The organism is Streptomyces sp. NPDC005955 (genome assembly GCF_042871255.1).
Classification (GTDB): domain Bacteria; phylum Actinomycetota; class Actinomycetes; order Streptomycetales; family Streptomycetaceae; genus Streptomyces.
In genome coordinates this window covers 70474-92540 of sequence record NZ_JBIAIF010000013.1, presented here as the reverse complement: position 1 = coordinate 92540, position 22067 = coordinate 70474, and the positions used below count along the sequence as shown (strand labels likewise).

The window sequence follows — 22067 nt, the reverse complement described above, 5'->3', positions numbered from 1 at the left end:
GCTGGTTCTGGTGGGGGTCGGCGGTGACTACGTGAAGGCGATGTTGTAGATACCGCCCGCGACGGCCCCGCCAATCAGCGGGCCCACCACCGGGACCCATGCGTAGCTCCAGTCGGACCCGCCCTTGTTGGGCAGGGGTAGCAGGGCGTGGACGATCCGGGGGCCGAGGTCGCGCACCGGGTTGATGGCGTACCCGGTGGGACCGCCCAGGGACAGGCCGATGCCGACGACGACCAGCGAGGTGATCAGGGCGCCCAGGACGCCGAGGCCGTCGCCGTCGGCGTTGAGGCCCTGGGTGAGGATCGCGAGGACCAGGACGACCGTCGCGATGACCTCGGTCGTGACGTTCTGCACCGCGTTGCGGATCTCGGGTGCCGTGGAGAAGATGCCGAGCACCGGGCCGGGGCCCTTGGTGTCCTGGGTACCGGGCTCGCCGACGAGGTCGCTGTCCGTCAGGTGGGCCCGGAACTGGCCGTAGTACGTGAGCCACATGAGCACGGTGCCGAGCATGGCGCCGAGGAGCTGTGCGGCCAGGTAGGCCGGGACGTCGCCCCACTCGGTGCCGCCCTGGACGGCGAGGCCGAGGGTGACCGCGGGGTTGAGATGCGCGCCGGAGACGCCGCCGGCGAGGTAGGCCGCGGTCAGGACCGCGAAGCCCCAGCCGAAGGTGATGGCCAGCCAGCCCGCGTTGAGGGCCTTGGACCGCTTCAGCGTCACGGCGGCGCACACGCCGCCGCCGAGCAGGATGAGAACGGCGGTTCCTATGGTCTCGCCGATGAAGATGTCGGAGGTGGACACCCGCGACTCCTTTGTTGCTTGTGTCGCCACACTCTAGCGCGTATTGCCGTTAGGTGTTCGACAATGCCGACCGATGGACGGGAGTCTTGTCCCGTTGTTACCGGTGAGTCAAGGGTTCTGTCATCGGGAACGCGATCGTTACTGATCGAGGACGCCTATCGATCGGCCGTGGCCGTGGCCGTCCGCCGTCCGCCGTGGTCCCGGCCCGTCGGTGCCCGCGCGCTCCGTGCGGTGGGGTGGTGGAGCGTGGCGGCGGGGCCGGGCGTGCGGATGCGGCCCGCGGCGGTGTGGCTTCGCAGCTACGGGCGCCGGGCGCGCGGCGGGGGCGCTCGGCGAAGGCGTCAGTGCACCCCGCAGTAGCGCCAGCGCCCGCGGAACCCCGGGGCGGACGTCGTCACGGGCGGTCCCGCCACCGTCAGCGCCGGTCCGTCATCGTCAGCGGCGGCCCGTCGCCGTCAGAAGCGGCTCGCGCCCAGGTCCCGGGAGACGGACCGCGCACACTCGCGGACCGCGGCGATCAGCTCGGGCCGCAACTCGCCGTCCTCGCGGCAGACCCGCTCCACGGCCCCGGTGATCCCCACCGCGCCGACCGGCATCCTGCGCCGGTCGTGGATCGCGGCGGCGACGGACGCGACGCCCTCCCAGGTCTCCTCCACGTCGGAGGCGTACCCCCGTGCGCGGGTCAGCGCCAGTACCGCCTCGAATCCGTCCGGGTCGCAGACCGTCCGGCCGGTGTACGCCTTGCGGTCCCCCTCCAGCGCCTCGCTGTGCGCCACCGGGTCGTAGCCGGCGAGCACCTTGCCCAGCGCGGTGGAGTGCAGCGGTTGCATCGCACCCACCTCCAGCACCTGGCGGCTGTCGTCCGGACGGAACACGTGGTGCACGATCAGCACCCCGTGCTGGTGGAGCACGCCCAGGTACACGCTCTCGCCGCTGGACCGGGCCAGGTCGTCCGTCCACACCAGCGCGCGCGCCCGCAGTTCGTGGACGTCGAGGTACGTGGTGCCGAGCCGCAGCAGTTCGGCGCCGAGCTGGTAGCGGCCCGACGCGGGGTCCTGCTCGACGAACCCCTCGGCCTGGAGGGTGCGCAGGATGCCGTGCGCGGTGCCCTTGGCGAGGTCGAGCGAGGAGGCGATGTCGGAGAGGCCGAGCCGCCGCTCACCGCCGGCGAGCAGCCGCAGCATGGCCGCGGCCCGTTCGAGCGACTGGATGTTCTTCGCCATCGCAGCGCGTCCTCCGTATCTCTCGCGTGTCTCTCGATCCCTGCGCCACCACTCGCCGCCTACCGCATGGCGTTCGGTAATGCTGAACACTAGCCGTCTTCGTCGACTCGGGGCTTCCGGCGGTCAGCGTATGTTTCCACTCGTTCGGACACCGTGGTGACACCAGTGGAGTTCCGGGGCCCACGGGAGCCACCGAACGGCGTACGCGCCCCGCGTCCGCACCGATCTGCACTGATCCGTGCCGATCCACACCGATCCACGTCGATCCGCGCCGGACCCGAGGTCGCGGACTCCGCTCACGGCCGACTCCACCCGAGCGGCGGAGGGAAAGCCCCCGGACGGCCCATCGGGCACCCCGTCCCGTACCGCCCCGACCGGGCGCGGGGACCCGTCGACCGGCGACTCCTCCGACCCGCACGGGGGCGCCCGATCCGCACCGTGCGCGCCCGTACCCCCGTCCGCCCCATGGACGCCCCCACGCGCCGCCCGACGACCCGGCTACCCTGGGCTGGTGCGCCTTCCCCGCGGAGCCGCAAAGCCGACAGCCGTCGCATCTCAGGGAGCCCTACATGGCCTCGTTGCCCACCCAGTCCACCGTGTCCCTCGAAAGTCGCGCCCGCGTCGACGCCCTGCGCGAGGCCCTCGCCAGCCGGGTCGTGGTCGCCGACGGCGCCATGGGCACGATGCTCCAGGCCCAGGACCCCACCCTGGAGGACTTCCAGGACCTGGAGGGCTGCAACGAAATCCTGAACGTCACGCGGCCCGACATCGTCCGCACGGTCCACGAGGCGTACTTCGCCGTCGGCGTCGACTGCGTGGAGACCAACACCTTCGGTTCGAACTACTCGGCCCTCGGCGAGTACGACATCCCCGAGCGGACCTTCGAACTGTCCGAGTCGGGCGCCCGGATCGCCCGCGAGGTCGCCGACGAGTTCACCGCGTCCACCGGACAGCAGCGCTGGGTGCTCGGCTCCATGGGCCCCGGTACCAAGCTCCCCACCCTGGGGCACGCCCCCTACCCGCTGCTGCGCGACTACTACCAGCGCAACGCCGAGGGCCTGATCGCGGGCGGCGCCGACGCGCTCATCGTCGAGACCACCCAGGACCTCCTCCAGACGAAGGCCGCCCTGCTCGGCTCGCGCCGCGCCCTGGAGGCCACCGGCACCCACCTGCCGCTGATCTGCTCGGTGACCGTCGAGACCACCGGCACCATGCTCCTCGGTTCGGAGATCGGCGCCGCGCTGACCGCCCTGGAGCCGCTGGGCATCGACATGATCGGGCTGAACTGCGCCACGGGCCCCGCCGAGATGAGCGAGCACCTGCGCTACCTCGCCCGCAACTCCCGGGTGCCGCTGTCCTGCATGCCGAACGCGGGTCTGCCCGTCCTCGGCAAGAACGGTGCCCACTACCCGCTCGGCGCACCCGAACTCGCCGACGCCCAGGAGACGTTCGTCCGCGAGTACGGCCTCTCGCTGATCGGCGGCTGTTGCGGCACCACCCCCGAGCACCTGCGCCAGGTCGTCGAGCGGGTGCGCGGGGTGACCCCGCCCGCCCGTGACCCCCGCCCCGAGGCCGGCGCCGCCTCGCTGTACCAGACGGTGCCGTTCCGGCAGGACACCGCGTACCTGGCGATCGGCGAGCGCACCAACGCCAACGGCTCCAAGAAGTTCCGCACGGCGATGCTCGACGCCCGCTGGGACGACTGCGTGGAGATGGCCCGCGACCAGATCCGCGAAGGCGCCCACATGCTCGACCTGTGCGTCGACTACGTGGGCCGCGACGGCGTCGCCGACATGGCCGAGCTCGCCGGACGCTTCGCCACCGCCTCCACCCTGCCCATCGTGCTCGACTCCACCGAGGTCGAGGTCCTGCGCGCCGGCCTGGAGAAGCTGGGCGGCCGGGCCGTCATCAACTCCGTCAACTACGAGGACGGCGACGGCCCCGAGTCCCGGTTCGCCAAGGTCACCGCGCTGGCCCGGGAGCACGGCGCCGCCCTGATGGCCCTCACCATCGACGAGGAGGGCCAGGCCCGCACCGTCGAGCACAAGGTCGCGATCGCCGAGCGCATCATCGCCGACCTCACCGGCAACTGGGGCATCCTCGAATCCGACATCCTCATCGACACCCTGACCTTCACCATCTGCACCGGTCAGGAGGAGTCGCGCGGCGACGGCGTCGCCACCATCGAGGCGATCCGCGAACTCAAGCGCCGCCACCCGGACGTGCAGACCACGCTCGGCCTCTCCAACATCTCCTTCGGGCTCAACCCGGCCGCCCGACTGGTCCTCAACTCCGTGTTCCTGGACGAGTGCGTCAAGGCCGGCCTGGACTCGGCGATCGTCCACGCCTCCAAGATCCTCCCCATCGCACGGCTGGACGAGGAGCAGGTCAAGGTCGCCCTCGACCTCATCTACGACCGCCGGGCCGAGGGCTACGACCCGCTCCAGCGACTCCTGGAACTCTTCGAGGGCGTCGACACCAAGTCGATGAAGGCGGGCAAGGCCGAGGAACTCGCCGCACTGCCGCTGGAGGAGCGCCTCAAGCGCCGCATCATCGACGGCGAGCGCAAGGGCCTGGAGGACGACCTCGAAGCCGCGCTCGTCGAGCGGCCCGCACTCGACATCGTCAACGAGACCCTGCTCGACGGCATGAAGGTCGTCGGCGAGCTGTTCGGTTCCGGTCAGATGCAGCTGCCGTTCGTCCTCCAGTCCGCGGAGGTCATGAAGAACGCGGTCGCCTACCTCGAACCCCACATGGAGAAGTCCGACGCCGAGGGCAAGGGCACGATCGTGCTCGCCACCGTGCGCGGGGACGTCCACGACATCGGCAAGAACCTCGTGGACATCATCCTGTCCAACAACGGCTACAACGTCGTCAACCTCGGCATCAAGCAGCCCGTCTCCGCGATCCTGGAGGCCGCCGAGGAGCACCGCGCCGACGTCATCGGCATGTCCGGCCTGCTGGTGAAGTCCACCGTGATCATGAAGGAGAACCTCCAGGAGCTGAACCAGCGGGGGATGTCCGCCGACTACCCCGTGATCCTCGGTGGCGCCGCCCTCACCCGGGCCTACGTCGAACAGGACCTCCACGAGATCTACGAGGGCGAGGTCCGCTACGCCCGCGACGCCTTCGAGGGCCTGCGGCTGATGGACGCGCTGATCGCGGTCAAGCGCGGGGTGCCCGGAGCGAGCCTGCCCGAGCTGAAGCAGCGCCGGGTCCGTGCCGCTGCCCCGGTCGCCGCCCCGGACCGCCCCGAGGAGGGCGCCGTCCGCTCCGACGTGTCCACCGACAACCCGCTGCCGACCCCGCCGTTCCTGGGCACCCGGGTCATCAAGGGCATCCAGCTCAAGGAGTACGCCTCCTGGCTGGACGAGGGCGCCCTGTTCAAGGGGCAGTGGGGACTGAAGCAGAACCGCGCCGGGGACGGCCCCGCCTACGAGGAACTGGTCGAGACCGAAGGCCGCCCCCGACTGCGCGGCTGGCTCGACAAGCTCCAGCGGGAGAACCTGTTGGAAGCGGCCGTCGTCTACGGCTACTTCCCCTGCGTCTCCAAGGGCGACGACCTGATCATCCTGGACGAGCAGGGCAACGAGCGCACCCGCTTCACCTTCCCCCGGCAGCGCCGGGGGAGGCGACTGTGCCTGGCCGACTTCTTCCGCCCCGAGGAGTCCGGCGAGACGGACGTCGTGGGCCTCCAGGTGGTCACCGTCGGCTCGCGGATCGGCGAGGCCACGGCCGAACTGTTCGAGGCCAACGCCTACCGGGACTACCTGGAGCTGCACGGGCTGTCCGTCCAGCTCGCGGAGGCGCTCGCCGAGTACTGGCACGCACGGGTCCGTTCGGAACTGGGCTTCGCCGGGGAGGACCCCGCTCAGATCGAGGACATGTTCGCCCTGAAGTACCGCGGTGCCCGGTTCTCCCTGGGCTACGGGGCCTGCCCCGACCTGGAGGACCGCGCGAAGATCGCCCGGCTGCTGGAGCCCGAGCGGATCGGGGTGGTCCTCTCCGAGGAGTTCCAGCTCCACCCCGAGCAGTCCACGGACGCCATCGTGATCCACCACCCGGAGGCGAAGTACTTCAACGCCCGCTGAGTCCGCACGCCGCCGAACGGGCGCCCGCACGCCGCACACCCGGCGCCCGCACGCCGCCGGCACCGTGCCCGCACACCGTCCGCACCCCGGTCGTGTGTGCGGGAACCCGTACGGTGCCGGCCGCCGCAGCCGTTCCCGCGGAATTCGACCGGCGCTTTCCGTCACGACGTCGTACACTGGTCGGTCCAGTGCAGGCCGGCTGCCTCTTCTGCGGGAGGGGCGGCCGGCCTCTTCGTCCCTCATGGAGGTGTGCCCGGATGACCACCACGGTTCCCGCCCTCGGCGCCCGACCGGCCGACGGTTCCGCGCTCCAGGCGGTCCTCCTGGACATGGACGGCACGCTCGTGGACACGGAGGGCTTCTGGTGGGAGACCGAGGCGGAGGTCTTCGCGGGCCTCGGACACCGGCTCGACGACGCCTGGCGTGAGGTCGTCGTCGGCGGCCCCATGACGCGCAGTGCCGGATTCCTGATCGAGGCGACCGGCGCCGACATCACCCTCGCCGAGCTGACCGTCCTGCTCAACGACGGGTTCGAGCGCCGCATCAGCCGGGCCCTGCCCCTGATGCCCGGCGCCGCCCGCCTCCTCGCCGAACTGGCCGCCCACCGCATCCCCACCGCACTGGTCTCCGCCTCGCACCGCCGCATCATCGACCGGGTCCTGCACTCGCTCGGTCACCGGCACTTCACCCTGACCGTCGCGGGGGACGAGGTGGAGCGGACGAAGCCGTTCCCCGACCCGTACCTGCTCGCCGCCGCGGGCCTCGACGCCGACCCCGGCCGCTGCGCGGTGGTCGAGGACACCGCCACCGGGGTCGCCGCCGCGGAGGCCGCCGGCTGCCGGGTGGTGGCCGTGCCGTCGGTGGCGCCGATCCAGGCCGCTCCGGGGCGTACGGTCGTCTCCTCCCTGGAACAGGTGGACCTGCCGTTCCTGCACGGTGTGATGAGCCCGAACTGATCCGTCCCCCCGACCTGCGGCGTCCCCGGGTCGGGGCCCCTGTCCCACCGTGACCGTTTGACGTCGCTCGCCCGTGCGCCGGGGCCGCCAACTGTGCGCCCGAGCCGTCCGGTTCGGGTGGATTGCCCCGAGGGCTCTCCGGGCTGTCCGGCAGATGAACCAAGTCGTCCATGTGAGCTTTGCCACGCCGTTCGGGCTCGACAGTGGGCGTGGCCTATGTAGGCCGGCCCCGGCGCCGGTGTGAAGCCGAGTCCATGTGTCCCGATTGGTAGGAGGGTGCACGAAACCTTCCGTCGCGGGATTTCCGATCTGTCGGTAGCCGGTTTCAGAGCGTGATGGACGGGGGCGAGCGGCCCGGTCCGGGCATTCCGCCCCGCCGCACTAGTGTCATCGCGAGAACATCGCCGGAATCCCGGACACCGCCCTCACACCCCCGTTGCCGGTGTCCGGGGATCGACCGCTCTGGAGAACCCCGCCCATGAACCGCAAGACGTTGGTGCTGCCGGCCGTCCTCGGCCTGTTCACCCCGGTGCTCGTCGCCTGTGGCGGGTCCGGTGGCGGGGACCGGGCAAGTCATGCGATCACCGTCGGCACCACCGACTCGTTCGCGACGACCAAGGAGTCACCGGCTCCCCTCGATCCGGCGTACGCCTACGACGCGGGCTCCTGGAACCTGCTGCGGCAGAGCCTCCAGACCCTGATGACCCTGCCCCGCGGCGGTGGCGAGCCGGTGCCCGAGGCCGCCGAGGAGTGCGGGTTCACCGACACCGGCAACGAACGGTACGCGTGCACCCTGCGCGACGGCCTCAAGTTCGCGGGTGGCGAGGCGGTCACCGCGACCGACGTCAAGTACTCCATCGACCGGGTCCTCGGGATCAAGGCGGCCAGTGGGGTCGCCAGCCTGCTGAACACCGTCGACACCGTCGAGACCCAGGGCTACAAGAAGGTCATCTTCCACCTCAAGACCCCCGATGCGACCTTCCCGTTCAAGCTCGCGACCCCCGTCGCCGGAATCGTTCACCCCGAGAAGTACCCCCGTGACCGGCTCCGCAACGGCTTCGAGGTCGACGGTTCCGGCCCCTACACCCTGAAGGCCGAGACCGAGAACGGCACCGTCACCAAGGCGGTGTTCACCAAGAACGACACGTACAAGGGTCAGCACACCCCCAAGAACAGCAAGATCGAACTCCGTCCCTTCGCCGACGCGGCGGCCATGGGCGCCGCGCTCGACGCGGGCGAGGTCGATCTGATGACCCGCACGATGTCCCCGGAACAGATCAAGAAGCTGTCCGGCGGCGCCGACAAGAGCATCAAACTGGTCGAGACCCCCGGTCTGGAGATCCGTTACCTCGGCTTCAACACCAATGCGCCCGTGGTGCGGGAGAAGGCCGTCCGTCAGGCCATGGCCCAGGTCGTCGACCGCGGCGAACTCACCTCCACCGTCTACGGCGAAGGCGCCGACCCCCTCTACTCCCTCGTTCCGGCCACCCTCACCGGACACTCCAGCGCCTTCTTCAACAAGTACGGCGCGCCGAGCACCGAGAAGGCCCGCGGAATCCTGCGGAAGGCCGGTGTCACCACACCGGTCAAACTCACGCTCCACTACACCACCGACCACTACGGCTCCACCACGGAGAAGGAGTTCGAGGTGCTCAAGAAGCAGCTCAACGCCAGTGGTCTGTTCGAGGTCGACATCAAGGGCACGGAGTGGGTCGAGTTCCGTGCCGACGAACTCGACGGCAAGTACGCCGTGTACGGCCTGGGTTGGTTCCCCGACTTCCCCGACGCCGACAACTTCCTCGCCCCCTTCCTCGACAAGGGGAACTTCCTCGCGCTGCCCTACGTGAACAGTGCCATCCGCGACGACCTGATCCCCCAGTCGCGCCGGGAGGCCGATCGGTTGCGAGCGTCGGACAGCATCGAGGAGATCCAGAACATCGTCGCCGACGACGTGCCGGTACTGCCTCTGTGGCAAGGAAGGCAGTACGTGGCCGCGCGCGACGACATCCAGGGAGTCGAATGGGCACTCGACTCCTCGTCGAACCTTCAGCTGTGGGAGCTCAGTCGCGGAGTCAGCGACTGAACTCCCTTGGACCCCCAAGGTAGATCGTGAAGAAGCGCACCCAGTGGTCAGTCCTGTCCATAGCCACGGGACTGGCAGCCGCCACGCTGACCGGCTGCGGTACGGAGGACGGTGAGTCCGGCAGCGGAGGATCCGTGGTGGTCGGCATGTCCGACGACGTACAGGCGACCGACCCCGCATCGGGGTACGACCCCGGCTCGTGGCTGCTGTTCAACAACGTTTTCCAGTCCCTGCTCAGTTTCCCCATCGGCAGTACGGAGCCGGAGCCCGAAGCCGCCCAGGACTGTGGGTTCACCGACGCCCGGGCCAAGGTGTTCAAGTGCACCCTGCGCAAGGGCCTCAAGTTCAGCAACGGCAACGACCTCACCTCCGAGGACGTGAAGTTCTCCTTCGACCGCACGATGCGCATCAACGACGATGCGGGCCCGGCGATCATGTTCCCCATGCTCGACGAGGTGGAGGCGCCGGACCCCCTGACCGTCGTCTTCCGGTTGAACGTGCCCGACGCCACCTTCCCCAGCAAGATCGCCTCCGGCGCGGGGTCGATCGTGGACCACCGCGAGTACCCCGCCGACAAGCTCCGCACCGACGACAAGGCGGTCGGCTCGGGCCCGTACAAGCTCGACTCGTTCCGCAAGGACCGTGCGGAGTTCTCCCGCAACGGCTCCTACAAGGGCAACGCCAAGCTGCGCAACTCCAAGGTCACCCTGCGTCTCTTCGGCGGTGACCAGGGAGCGCTGAAGAAGGCGCTCATCGGCAAGGACGTCGACGTCGCCTACCGCGGCCTCGCGGCCAAGGACATCGCCGAGATCGAGAACGACACCAGTACCGGTTCCGGCGTCGACATCGTGCCGGGCAGCAGCGCCGAGGTGCAGCACCTGGTCTTCAACATGAACGACCCGGTGGTGGGCAAGCGGGGCGTGCGCAAGGCGATCGCCTACCTGATCGACCGGGAGGCGCTCGTCCAGCAGGTCTACGACTCCACCGCGGAGCCGCTCTACTCGATCATCCCGGCCGGGATCACCGCCCACAACACGGCGTTCTTCGACGAGTACGGCGCCCGCCCGGAGCGTGCCAAGGCCAAGGAGGCGCTCGAAGCCGAGGGCCACACCGGCAAGGTGAAGCTGACCCTGTGGTCGACGCCCTCCCGCTACGGCCCCTCGACGGACCAGGAGTTCCGGGCGATCGCCGAGCAGCTGAACGCCAGCGGGCTGTTCGACGCGCAGGTCCGCTCGGTCGAGTTCGACCAGTACGAGAAGGACATCGCCGCCGGCAAGTACGGCGTGTACGTGAAGGGTTGGGTGCCGGACTACCCGGACCCGGACAACTTCACCCAGCCGTTCTTCGGCAAGGGCAACGTCCTCGGCAACAACTACGAGAACAGCACCATCACGGACAAGGTCATCCCCGCGACGGCGGCGGAGAACGACCGGTCCGCCACCGCCAAGGACTACGCCGAGCTCCAGGACATCGTCGCGCGCGACGTACCGATCGTCCCGCTCTGGCAGGCCAAGCAGTACGCGGTCGTCCGGGACAGCGTCTACGGGCTGGAGAACTGCCTCGACGCGTCCACGGTGTTCCGGTTCTGGGAGATCAGCAAGGGCTGAGCCGGTCGGGGCCGGTGCGCACCGGCCCCGTACCCGGGGTGGCCCGCGGGCCCGCGGGCCCGCGGGCCCGCGCCGATCCGGTGCGGGCCCGTCCACGTCACTGGGCGCCGGGGCGCACCAGACCGCTCTCGTACGCGTAGACCGCCGCCTGGACGCGGTCGCGCAGCCCCAGCTTCGTCAGGACGTGACCCACGTGCGTCTTCACGGTGGTCTCGCTGACGAACAGTTCCGCGGCGACCTCCGCGTTGGACAGTCCGCGCGCCACCAGCTTCAGCACCTCCACCTCACGGTCGGTGAGCGTGTGCAGGGTGTCGGGCACCGGTTCGTCCCCGGACGGGAGGTGGTCGGCGTACTTGTCGAGCAGCCGTCGGGTGATGCTCGGCGCCAACATCGCCTCGCCCGCGGCGACCACCCGGATCGCCTGGACCAGCTCGTTGGCGGGGGCGTCCTTCAGCAGGAACCCGCTCGCTCCCGCCTTGAGCGCCTCGACCACGTACTCGTCGAGGTCGAACGTGGTCAGGACCAGCACCTTGGCGGGGCCGTCGCGCCCGGGGCCGGTGATCTGCCGGGTGGCTTCGACCCCGTCCATCCGGGGCATGCGGATGTCCATGAGGACCACGTCGGGCTGGAGGGCGCGTACCTGGTCGAGTGCTTGCAGGCCGTCTCCGGCCTCGCCGACGACCGCCAGGTCCGCCTCGGCCTCCAGAATCATCCGGAACCCGGTGCGCAGCAGCGGCTGGTCATCGACCAGTAGGACGCGGATGGCCACGTGTGTCTCCTTCGCTAGTCCGGCCCCATTCTGCCCTGCTCCGGACCGGTGGACCGCCCCGGGACGACCGCGGGCGCCGATCCGCTCGCCCCCGGGGCGAGCGGCAGCGGGTACGGCGGGGGAGTTCCCCCGAACTCCGGGCAGAGCGCGCGGTGGTCGCACCACCCGCACAGCTTGGTGCGGCGGGGCCGCCACTCGCCGGTGTCGGTCGCCTGCCGGATCGCGTCCCACAGGGCGTGCACCTTGCGTTCCACCCGTTCCAGGTCGGCGACGACCGGGTCGTAGGTGAGGACGTCCCCGCTGCCCAGATAGACCAGTTGGAGCCGGCGCGGGACCAGCCCCTTCAGCCGCCACACCACCAGGGCGTAGAACTTCATCTGGAACAGCGCGCCCTCCGCGTACTCCGGGCGGGGCGCCTTGCCGGTCTTGTAGTCGACGATGCGGACCTCACCGGTCGGAGCGACGTCCACCCGGTCGATGATCCCCCGCAGCCGGAGCCCCGAGGGCAGTTCCGCCTCCACGAACAGCTCGCGCTCGGCGGGCTCCAGCCGGGTCGGGTCCTCCAGGGTGAACCAGCGCTCGACCAGGGCCTCCGCCTCCGCCAGCCACTGTGCGAGCCGCTGGGCCTCGGTCTCCTCGGGGCCGGGCCCGTTCGGCGGGGCGTCCGGTTCCTTGAAGAGGTCGGCCAGCTCCGGCTTCGCGGTCCGCAGCCGGTCCCACTGCCCCGGGACCAGGGCCTTCGCCCGCGGCACGGTCCGCTCCCCGGCCGGAGAGTCAAACATGCGTTCGAGGACGGCATGGACCAAGGTGCCCCGGGTCGCCGCCGCGCTGGGCTTCTCGGGCAGCCTGTCGATCACCCGGAAGCGGTAGAGCAGCGGGCACTGCATGAAATCGCTCGCGCGCGACGGCGACAGCGACCCCGGGCGTGCGGGCGCCACGGCTTCACCGGTACGGGTCTCCATGGGGACAGACCCTACGGCCCGCCACTGACACCCCGACGCATACCATCGACGGCAGACCCCCTCGCGCTGCATGATCAGGGGCGGGGGAAACCGAACGAGGGGACACCGTGACTGAGAGCGGCGGGAGCGGTCAGCCGCAGCCGGACGGCGATGCGGCGGCCGAGCGGCGCCCGCGTCCGGACGGGCCGGACCACCCCACTCCGGACGCCCGACCGGGCGCGCGGAGCGGCGACGCGCCCTCCGACGGGCCTTCCGACGCGCCCTCCGACGGGCCGCCCCCGGCGGACCCCGTCACCGGAGCGGACGCCCCCACGGGCGAGCGCGCCACCGGGAAGGACGCCCCCGCGCACCCCGACACCCCGGCCTCCCGGGAACCGGGGGACGACCGCCCCCGCACCCCGCTCACCAAGCCCCCCGTGCGCGCCCCCCAGCACCCGTACGCCGACTCCCGCCACCAGCCGCCCCGCGCGACCGGTACGGAGAGTGGCGGGCCGAGCCCGTTCGGCACGGGCGACACAGAGCACCCGCCCGGCTCCGACCGGCCCCGGCGCGCCAAGGACCCCGGCGGCGGCATCCTCATGGGCCGACCCTTCGGCGTGCCCGTCTACGTCGCCCCCAGCTGGTTCCTGGTGGCCGCCCTGATCACCTGGGTCTTCGGCGGCCAGCTGGAACGCGTCCTGCCCGAACTGGGCAACGTCCGGTACCTGGTCTCCCTCTTCTTCGCCGTCGCGTTCTACGCGTCCGTCCTGGTCCACGAACTCGCGCACACGGTCGCCGCGCTCCGCTTCAAGCTGCCCGTGCGCCGCATCCAGCTCCAGTTCTTCGGCGGCGTCTCCGAGATCGAGAAGGAGTCCGAGACCCCCGGCCGCGAGTTCGTCCTGGCGTTCGTCGGCCCGCTCCTCTCGCTCGTCCTCGCCGGTGCCTTCTACGGCGGCATGCTGCTCGTCGAACCCGGCACGGTGCCCGGCGTCCTGCTGGCCGGCCTGATGATCTCCAACCTGATCGTGGCCGCCTTCAACCTGCTGCCGGGGCTGCCCCTGGACGGCGGCCGGATGCTGCGCGCCGTCGTCTGGAAGATCACCGGCAAGCCCATGAGCGGCACCATCGCCGCCGCCTGGGTCGGCCGGGCCCTCGCCGTCTCGGTCCTGATCGGCCTGCCGCTGCTCACCCAGTCCGGCGTCCTCGGCCCCAAGCCGGACGGCCTCGACGGCATGGACACCGTCACCGACGCCCTGCTGGCCGCGATCCTCGCCGCCATCATCTGGACCGGAGCCGGCAACAGCCTGCGCATGGCCCGGCTGCGGGAACACCTCCCCGAGCTGCGGGCCCGCGCCCTCACCCGGCGCGCCGTCCCCGTGGAGACCGACACCCCGCTGTCCGAGGCGCTGCGCCGCGCGAACGACGCCGGCGCCCGCGCCCTGGTGATCGTCGCCCCGGACGGCGAGCCCGTCGCGGTGGTCCGCGAGGCCGCCATCGTCGGGATCCCGGAGCACCGGCGCCCCTGGGTCGCCGTCAGCGGACTCGCCCAGGACCTCACCGACGGGATGCGCGTCTCCGCCGACCTCGCCGGCGAGGAACTCCTCGACGTGCTGCGCACCACCCCGGCCACCGAGTACCTCGTGGTGGAGGACTCCGGCGAGATCTACGGCGTGCTCTCCGCCGCCGACGTGGAACGGGCCTTCGTCCGGGCCATGGCCCGCCCCAGCTGACCCCGTCCCGGCCGGGCCCCGCCCCGCCGTGGTTCGAGGCCCCCGTCACGACCGGTAGGCTGGTCACATGTCCGAACCGACCGGTGCCGCCCGCCGCCGCGGGCCCTTCAAGGTCGGGGACCAGGTCCAGCTCACCGACCCCAAGGGACGCCACTACACGTTCACGCTCGAAGCCGGGAAGAACTTCCACACCCACAAAGGGTCGTTCCCGCACGACGAGCTGATCGGCTCCCCCGAGGGCAGCGTTGTCCGCACCACGGGGAACGTCGCCTACCTAGCGCTGCGCCCCCTGCTCCCCGACTACGTCCTGTCCATGCCCCGCGGCGCCGCCGTGGTCTACCCCAAGGACGCGGGGCAGATCCTCTCCTTCGCGGACATCTTCCCCGGCGCCCGCGTCGTGGAAGCGGGAGTGGGCTCCGGATCGCTGAGCAGCTTCCTGCTCCGCGCCATCGGTGACCAGGGCATGCTCCACTCCTACGAGCGCCGCGAGGACTTCGCGGACATCGCCCGGCAGAACGTGGAGCGCTACTTCGGCGGTCCGCACCCGGCCTGGCAGCTGACCGTCGGCGACCTCCAGGACAACCTGTCCGACACGGACGTCGACCGGGTCATCCTCGACATGCTGGCGCCCTGGGAGTGCCTGGAGGCCGTCTCCAAGGCCCTCGTGCCCGGCGGCATCGTCTGCTGCTACGTGGCGACGACGACCCAGCTCGCCCGGACCGTGGAGTCCATCCGGGAGATCGGCTGCTTCAACGAGCCGACCGCCTGGGAGACGATGATCCGCAACTGGCACATCGAGGGCCTCGCCGTACGCCCCGACCACCGCATGATCGGTCACACCGGGTTCCTCCTCACCGCCCGTCGGCTCGCCGACGGCGTCGAGCCCCCGATGCGCCGCCGCCGCCCCGCCAAGGGTGCGTACGGCGACGACTACGCGGGTCCCAACGCCGACGGCGGCGCCACCCGCTGACCCGTGCCACCCGCCCCGCAGTCGGCATCGCGTGCCAGCTGCGGGACCCTTCGGGCCAACACGGCCGTATCGGCCACACCCTTCACAACGCGCGGATGCCGCCGTCGAGTTCCCGGTCCGTCCGGGAAACTCGACGGCGGCATCCGCACGTTGGGCGCGTGCCGCGCCGGGTGCCCCGACCCGGCGGCCCCGAACCCCGGCCCCGCCGTTCCCCGGCCCCGCGCCGTGTGGCACGATGCTGGCCACCCCACCGGCACAGCCCTCACAGGAGACACTCCTCGTGCAGCACCCCGCCGTTCCGGAACTGGCGCACACCCGCACCCGGCCCATCCACTGGGTGGCCACCGCCGCGGCCCTCGCCGGTGTGATCGCGGCCTCGTCCCTCCTCCAGCCCGACGCGGCGACGGCCGTCCAGGAGGGCCGTCCCCGGGTCGAAGCCCGGAAGGCTCCCGGCCCCGCACCCGATCCGGCCGACGTGAAGCTCCCGCTCGACTGCGGCCCCGTCGGGGTGCGCGTCGTCCAGAAGGCGAGCGGTGACCTCGACGGGGACGGAACGCCCGAGACGGTCGCCGTGGCGCGCTGCGACACGGGCATGGGGACGCCGCCCAGCGGTGTCTACGTCCTCACCCGCACCGGCGCCGAAGCGGCCCCCCGGGTGGTCGCCACGCTGGTCGACCCCGAGGACCGGCTGGGCGTCACCGAGCTCACCGTACGCGGCGGGACCGTGCTCGCCACCCTGCTCGGCTACTCCTCGCCCGAGGTGCCCAACTGCTGTCCGGACGAGCGCAAGCGGACCACCTGGACCTGGCACGACGGCCGTTTCCTCAGCGCCGACACCGGGCGCGCACTGAGCGCCTGACGGCCCCGCGCCGGCCCGGCCGCCCCGGACCGCGCGGACGGCACCGCGTGCCGTCTCAGGCCGCGTCCGGTCCGTACACCTCGACCCGGTCGGTGATCCGCCGCACGTGGATGCAGTCCCCGGGGCACTCCTTGGCGGAGTCGGCGACGTCCTGCAACAGCGGCAGCGGCACCCGGGTCGTGGCGCCCGGGGCCTGGAGCAACTCGTCGTCGGCGCTCTTCACGTAGGCCAGGCCGTCGATGTCCAGCTCGAAGACCTCCGGGGCGTACTGCACGCAGATCCCGTCGCCCGTGCACAGGTCCTGGTCGATCCAGACCTCCAGCTCGGGGGCCTCGCCCTCCTGCTTACCGGACCGGTCCTCTTGCCCCACCGTCTGCTCTCCCGCCATGACCCGCGCAACTCGTGCACCCGCCGGGCCGGGACGCTCGCCGTGACGACTCCGAGGGCTTCGGGGCCCCGTGGACCCCGGCGGCCCCGGTCGACCTCCCGGGCGAACACCCGTCCCGCGCGCGTGCCGGACGTCTCGACGATACAACCGCCCGCACTGGCGCCGTGCCCCGCCCACGGCACACGCAGCGTCACCGCCGGTCGCTGCCGAACCCCTGCTGCCGCTGGCCGAAAACCGGGTCGGAGCACCCGTCGTGCACCCGTGGCGCCCGTCACATCCAAGGGGCCGATCCGCTCCGTGGACACCCTGACGACGGCACAAGTCGGCCGCCCGGTGATGGGTGTTGACCATTTCCTGAGCGGACCGGGCCGCTTTCAGACGTCATTCCGTGGGTATCCACCTGGCGTGAGGGAGAGCGCAAGGGTGAAGATCGGACACACCCCCACGGTCTTTGTGATCTAGGGGTTTCAATCGACACCCACCCAGGTAGGGTCAGGAAGCGTCCAGCTCCCCTTGGAGGAGGTGAGGACCGTGGCAGCCCACGACGACACGAACCGCGGCATCCGCCCGGGTCGGGGGTCCGATGACCCGGCCGGTCAGATCGCCTATCTTGAGCAGGAGATCGCCGTCCTGCGACGCAAGCTCGCCGACTCTCCGCGGCACACGAGGATTCTCGAAGAGCGGATCGTCGAACTCCAGACGAACCTGGCCGGCGTGTCCGCGCAGAACGAACGACTCGCGAACACGCTCCGTGAGGCCCGCGACCAGATCGTGGCCCTCAAGGAGGAGGTCGACCGGCTCGCCCAGCCGCCGGCCGGCTTCGGCGTCTTCCTCACGGCCAACGAGGACGGCACCGCCGACATCTTCACCGGGGGCCGCAAGCTCCGGGTGAACGTGAGCCCGAGCGTCGAACTCGACGAACTCCGGCGCGGCCAGGAAGTCATGCTGAACGAGGCGCTCAACGTGGTCGAGGCCATGACGTACGAGCGCGTCGGCGACATCGTCACCCTCAAGGAGATCCTGGAGGACGGCGAACGCGCCCTGGTCGTCGGACACACCGACGAGGAGCGCGTCGTCCGGCTCGCCGAGCCGCTCCTCGACGTGACCATCCGCCCGGGTGACGCCCTGCTCCTCGAATCCCGCTCCGGCTACGTCTACGAGGTCGTGCCCAAGAGCGAGGTCGAGGAACTCGTCCTCGAAGAGGTCCCGGACATCGGCTACGAGCAGATCGGCGGTCTGGGCAACCAGATCGAGCTGATCCGCGACGCGGTCGAGCTCCCCTACCTCTACCCGGACCTGTTCAAGGAGCACGAACTGCGCCCGCCCAAGGGCGTCCTCCTCTACGGCCCGCCGGGGTGCGGGAAGACGCTCATCGCCAAGGCGGTGGCCAACTCCCTCGCGAAGAAGGTCGCCGAAGTCACCGGGCAGGCGTCGGGCAAGAGCTTCTTCCTCAACATCAAGGGCCCGGAGCTGCTCAACAAGTACGTCGGCGAGACCGAGCGGCAGATCCGCCTGGTGTTCCAGCGGGCCCGTGAGAAGGCCAGCGAGGGCACCCCGGTCATCGTCTTCTTCGACGAGATGGAGTCCCTGTTCCGCACCCGCGGCTCGGGCGTCAGCTCGGACGTCGAGAACACCATCGTCCCGCAGCTCCTCGCCGAGATCGACGGCGTCGAGGGCCTGGAGAACGTGGTCGTCATCGGTGCCTCCAACCGCGAGGACATGATCGACCCCGCGATCCTGCGGCCCGGCCGGCTCGACGTGAAGATCAAGATCGAGCGTCCGGACGCCGAGGCGGCCAAGGACATCTTCGGCAAGTACCTCACCCAGCGGCTCCCGCTGCACTCCGACGACCTCGGCGAGCACGGCGGCGACCGCGGGGCCACGGTGCAGGGCATGATCCAGACCGCCGTCGAGCAGATGTACGCCGAGTCCGAGGAGAACCGCTTCCTGGAGGTCACCTACGCCAACGGTGACAAGGAGGTCCTGTACTTCAAGGACTTCAACTCCGGCGCCATGATCGAGAACATCGTGGGCCGTGCCAAGAAGATGGCGATCAAGGCGTTCCTGGAGCAGAACCAGAAGGGGCTGCGGGTCTCCCACCTCCTCCAGGCGTGCGTGGACGAGTTCAAGGAGAACGAGGACCTCCCCAACACCACCAACCCGGACGACTGGGCCCGGATCTCCGGCAAGAAGGGCGAGCGGATCGTCTACATCCGCACCCTGGTCACCGGGAAGCAGGGCGCCGACACCGGGCGCTCCATCGACACGGTGGCGAACACCGGTCAGTACCTCTAGACGAACCGGGCGGCTGCGGGTGCCCACGGGTGCCCGCAGCCGACTGTTTCACCGGACGGCACACGGTGACACGGCAATGACGAGAATGATCTCCCCACCAGTGCAGAGGCGTCATAGGCTCTCCTGTACCGCCGCGTCACGCAGTGCGGGGACGGGCACCGCACACGGACCGGAGCACCAGCGGTACTTGAGCGCCGCCCCCGCCCGGGGGCGTCGTCGGGCAAGGAGGGCCGCATGACCGTACGGCGAGTAATGGGCATCGAGACGGAGTACGGCATCTCCGTTCCCGGCCACCCCAATGCCAATGCCATGCTCACCTCTTCCCAGATCGTCAACGCCTACGCGGCAGCGATGCACCGGGCCCGCCGGGCCCGGTGGGACTTCGAGGAGGAGAACCCGCTGCGTGACGCCCGGGGCTTCGACCTCGCGCGCGAGGCCGCCGACTCCAGCCAGCTCACCGACGAGGACATCGGTCTCGCCAACGTCATCCTGACCAACGGCGCCCGGCTCTACGTGGACCACGCGCACCCCGAGTACAGCTCCCCGGAGATCACCAACCCGCGGGACGCGGTCCTCTGGGACAAGGCGGGGGAGCGGATCATGGCGGAGGCCGCCGAGCGCGCCGCCCAGCTCCCGGGCGCGCAGCCCATCCACCTCTACAAGAACAACACCGACAACAAGGGCGCCTCCTACGGGACGCACGAGAACTACCTGATGAAGCGGGAGACCGCCTTCTCGGACATCGTGCGCCACCTCACGCCCTTCTTCGTCTCCCGGCAGGTCGTCACCGGGGCCGGCCGCGTCGGGATCGGCCAGGACGGCCATGAACACGGCTTCCAGATCAGCCAGCGCGCGGACTACTTCGAGGTCGAGGTCGGCCTGGAGACCACGCTGAAGCGGCCCATCATCAACACCCGGGACGAGCCGCACGCCGACGCCGAGAAGTACCGGCGCCTCCATGTGATCATCGGCGACGCCAACCTCTCCGAGATCTCCACCTATCTGAAGCTCGGCACCACCGCACTGGTGCTGTCCATGATCGAGGACGGCTTCATCGCCGTGGACCTCGCCGTCGACCAGCCGGTGCGCACGCTCCACCAGGTCTCGCATGACCCCGGGCTGCGACGGCTCATCACGCTCCGCAGCGGCCGCACGCTCACCGCGGTACAGCTCCAGATGGAGTACTACGAGCTGTCCCGCAAGTACGTGGAGGAACGGTTCGGGGCCGATGCGGACGAACAGACCCGGGACGTGCTCGCCCGGTGGGAAGACACGCTGAACCGGCTGGAGAACGACCCGATGAGCCTGTCCGGGGAGCTGGACTGGGTCGCCAAGCGGGAGCTGATGGAGGGCTACCGGCGGCGCGACGGCCTCGACTGGGACGCCGCCCGGCTGCACCTGGTCGACCTCCAGTACGCCGACGTGCGCGCCGAGAAGGGCCTGTACAACCGGCTGGTGGCCCGGGGCAAGATGCAGCGGCTCCTGGACGAGGAGGAGGTGGAACGGGCCCGCACCAAGCCCCCGGAGGACACCAGGGCCTACTTCCGGGGACGCTGTCTGGAGCAGTACGCGGACGACGTGGCCGCGGCCTCCTGGGACTCCGTGATCTTCGACCTGCCCGGTCGGGACTCCCTCCAGCGGGTCCCGACCCTGGAACCGTTGCGCGGTACGCGCAACCACGTCAAAGCGCTCCTCGACCGCTGTCGCACGGCCGAGGAACTCGTCAAGGTCCTGTCCGGCGGGTGACCGGCGCAGCGGGACCGGTACCGAAACCGGTCCCGGGAGCGGCTGAAGGGCACCGTCCCCGGGAATCATGATGATGATCCCCGGACGTTGTACGAACGCGGGGGCCGATGTCGGACCCAGCTTGTAGGGTCTGATCTTGACCGATCGAACTGAGTCGGGCGAACCGAGCGGGGTGAGGGTTGATGGCGACCAAGGACACCGGCGGCGGACAGCAGAAGGCCACGCGCACCAACGAGGAGACCGAGGAGCAGGCGCAGGACGCGCAGGCCTCCGAGGACCTCAAGGAGCGCCAGGAGAAACTGAGCGACGACGTCGACTCCGTCCTGGACGAGATCGACGACGTCCTGGAGGAGAACGCCGAGGACTTCGTGCGCTCCTTCGTGCAAAAGGGCGGCCAGTAACGAAGGCTCCGGACCCGCGCGGTCCGGAGACGTCCTCGCGCGACCGCGGGCGGGTCCTGCGCCCGCGGTCGCGCGGCGGGTCGGCCCGCCCGCGCCGGTCCGGTGCGCACACCTGGGCGGGCGGTGGCGCGGCCGACCGCGCACCACCGCCTTCCTCGCCGTTCCGGACCCCGTACGTTCCGTCCCTCCACGCATGTGGATCACGGCCGTGAGGCGGGTAAGGTCCCTGGCGTACCGTGCTTCAACTGCAATTCGGCCGTCGGCGAGTTGGGCGGCGATCCCGACACCGTCCGCAGGGCTGCCGCTTATCTGGAGGGAAACTCGTGGAAGCCAACAACCGTGGCACCGGGCGTCTACCAGCTGCCTTCCTCACCCCCGGCTCGTCGTCCTTCGTGGACTTCCTCTCCGTGCACCAGCCGGACATGTTGCCGGGCAACCGGGCGCTGCCCCCGGTCCAGGGCGCCATCGAGGTGCCGCACGGCACCACGATCGTCGCCGTGACCTTCCCGGGCGGTGTGGTGCTCGCCGGTGACCGGCGGGCCACGATGGGCAGCATGATCGCGCAGCGGGACATCGAGAAGGTGTTCCCGGCGGACGAGTACTCGGCCGTCGGCATCGCCGGCACGGCGGGCCTCGCGGTCGAGATGGTCAAGCTGTTCCAACTGGAGTTGGAGCACTTCGAGAAGGTCGAGGGCGTCCAGCTCTCCCTGGAGGGCAAGGCCAACCGGCTCTCCACGATGATCCGTTCCAACCTCGGGATGGCCATGCAGGGCCTGGCCGTGGTGCCCCTCTTCGCCGGCTACGACGTCGACCGCGAGAAGGGCCGCGTCTTCAGCTACGACGTGACGGGCGGGCGGAGCGAGGAGCAGGGCTTCGCGGCCACCGGCTCGGGCTCGATCTTCGCCCGCGGCTCGATGAAGAAGCTCTACCACGACGAGCTCACCGAACAGCAGGCGACGACGCTCGTGGTGCAGGCGTTGTACGACGCCGCCGACGACGATTCGGCGACCGGCGGCCCGGACGTGGCCCGGCGCATCTACCCGATCGTGACCGTGATCACCGAAAGCGGATTCCGCAGGCTGACGGAGGCCGAGTCCTCCGAGATCGCGCGCTCGATCCTGGAGCGGCGCCTGGAGCAGCCCGACGGCCCCCGTGCCGCCCTGCTCTGACCACCTGCCGAAACCGTAATCGCCACTCACAGAAAAGGACG

At 70.5% G+C, this 22067-nt stretch carries 16 protein-coding genes and 1 pseudogene; 12 read left to right on the top strand and 5 right to left on the bottom strand.

Annotated elements, in window-relative coordinates; all coding sequences use genetic code 11:
• Positions 1-27: 27 nt before the first annotated feature.
• Both ACFYOU_RS26485 and ACFYOU_RS26480 read right to left on the bottom strand, forming a co-directional pair.
• Positions 28-798 carry an MIP/aquaporin family protein gene (locus tag ACFYOU_RS26485; RefSeq protein ID WP_385493081.1) on the bottom strand — a complete coding sequence of 257 codons (771 nt, stop codon included), beginning with the start codon at positions 796-798 and terminating at the stop codon, positions 28-30.
• 455 nt (positions 799-1253) lie between these two features.
• Positions 1254-2021 carry an IclR family transcriptional regulator gene (locus ACFYOU_RS26480; RefSeq protein ID WP_385493082.1) on the bottom strand — a complete coding sequence of 256 codons (768 nt, stop codon included), beginning with the start codon at positions 2019-2021 and terminating at the stop codon, positions 1254-1256.
• A gap of 569 nt (positions 2022-2590) precedes the next feature.
• Between ACFYOU_RS26480 and metH the strand changes: the two genes are divergently transcribed.
• The 4 genes from metH (at position 2591) to ACFYOU_RS26460 (ending at position 10758) form a co-directional block, all read left to right on the top strand.
• Positions 2591-6112 (top strand): methionine synthase, encoded by a 3522-nt coding sequence (gene metH / locus ACFYOU_RS26475; RefSeq protein WP_389765390.1) that lies wholly within the window; start codon positions 2591-2593, stop codon positions 6110-6112.
• Between the two features lie 257 nt (positions 6113-6369).
• Positions 6370-7068, top strand: coding sequence for an HAD family hydrolase (locus tag ACFYOU_RS26470; RefSeq protein WP_385758141.1), 699 nt, complete (start codon positions 6370-6372; stop codon positions 7066-7068).
• A 478-nt stretch (positions 7069-7546) separates the two neighbouring features.
• Positions 7547-9151, top strand: coding sequence for an ABC transporter substrate-binding protein (locus ACFYOU_RS26465; RefSeq protein WP_389765394.1), 1605 nt, complete (start codon positions 7547-7549; stop codon positions 9149-9151).
• 26 nt (positions 9152-9177) lie between these two features.
• A complete protein-coding gene (locus ACFYOU_RS26460) occupies positions 9178-10758 on the top strand; it encodes an ABC transporter substrate-binding protein (protein ID WP_391308994.1) in 1581 nt (526 codons plus the stop codon).
• 97 nt (positions 10759-10855) lie between these two features.
• Here the strand turns inward: ACFYOU_RS26460 and ACFYOU_RS26455 are convergent, their stop codons facing one another.
• Entirely contained in the window at positions 10856-11527 is a 672-nt protein-coding gene (locus tag ACFYOU_RS26455; RefSeq protein ID WP_389765398.1) for a response regulator, read from the bottom strand.
• Between the two features lie 14 nt (positions 11528-11541).
• Complete coding sequence (locus ACFYOU_RS26450) at positions 11542-12489, bottom strand: PD-(D/E)XK nuclease family protein (protein ID WP_391308992.1); 948 nt, start codon at positions 12487-12489, stop codon at positions 11542-11544.
• A 107-nt stretch (positions 12490-12596) separates the two neighbouring features.
• On the opposite strand from ACFYOU_RS26450, the gene ACFYOU_RS26445 reads away from it, so the two are divergent.
• The 3 genes from ACFYOU_RS26445 (at position 12597) to ACFYOU_RS26435 (ending at position 16027) form a co-directional block, all read left to right on the top strand.
• Entirely contained in the window at positions 12597-14198 is a 1602-nt protein-coding gene (locus tag ACFYOU_RS26445; RefSeq protein ID WP_391308991.1) for a site-2 protease family protein, read from the top strand.
• 67 nt (positions 14199-14265) lie between these two features.
• Entirely contained in the window at positions 14266-15168 is a 903-nt protein-coding gene (locus ACFYOU_RS26440; protein ID WP_387000671.1) for a tRNA (adenine-N1)-methyltransferase, read from the top strand.
• A 280-nt stretch (positions 15169-15448) separates the two neighbouring features.
• The gene (locus tag ACFYOU_RS26435) at positions 15449-16027 is read left to right on the top strand and encodes a hypothetical protein (protein ID WP_389765404.1); all 579 of its coding nucleotides are present in this window, start codon (positions 15449-15451) and stop codon (positions 16025-16027) included.
• 55 nt (positions 16028-16082) lie between these two features.
• On the opposite strand, the gene ACFYOU_RS26430 is transcribed toward ACFYOU_RS26435, so the two are convergent.
• Positions 16083-16415 (bottom strand): ferredoxin, encoded by a 333-nt coding sequence (locus tag ACFYOU_RS26430; protein WP_391308988.1) that lies wholly within the window; start codon positions 16413-16415, stop codon positions 16083-16085.
• Between the two features lie 531 nt (positions 16416-16946).
• On the opposite strand from ACFYOU_RS26430, the gene arc reads away from it, so the two are divergent.
• The 5 genes and pseudogenes from arc (at position 16947) to prcB (ending at position 22026) form a co-directional block, all read left to right on the top strand.
• Complete coding sequence (gene arc, locus ACFYOU_RS26425) at positions 16947-18710, top strand: proteasome ATPase (protein WP_385493095.1); 1764 nt, start codon at positions 16947-16949, stop codon at positions 18708-18710.
• A 234-nt stretch (positions 18711-18944) separates the two neighbouring features.
• The gene (gene dop, locus ACFYOU_RS26420) at positions 18945-20456 is read left to right on the top strand and encodes a depupylase/deamidase Dop (RefSeq protein ID WP_387000665.1); all 1512 of its coding nucleotides are present in this window, start codon (positions 18945-18947) and stop codon (positions 20454-20456) included.
• A gap of 182 nt (positions 20457-20638) precedes the next feature.
• Complete coding sequence (locus ACFYOU_RS26415) at positions 20639-20857, top strand: ubiquitin-like protein Pup (protein WP_385493097.1); 219 nt, start codon at positions 20639-20641, stop codon at positions 20855-20857.
• 183 nt (positions 20858-21040) lie between these two features.
• Positions 21041-21226 (top strand): annotated as a pseudogene (locus ACFYOU_RS26410) (endonuclease domain-containing protein); the annotation flags it as partial.
• Positions 21181-22026, top strand: a complete 846-nt coding sequence (prcB, locus tag ACFYOU_RS26405) for a proteasome subunit beta (RefSeq protein WP_387000661.1) — start codon at positions 21181-21183, stop codon at positions 22024-22026. The pseudogene ACFYOU_RS26410 and the gene prcB, both read left to right, overlap by 46 nt.
• Positions 22027-22067: the final 41 nt, after the last annotated feature.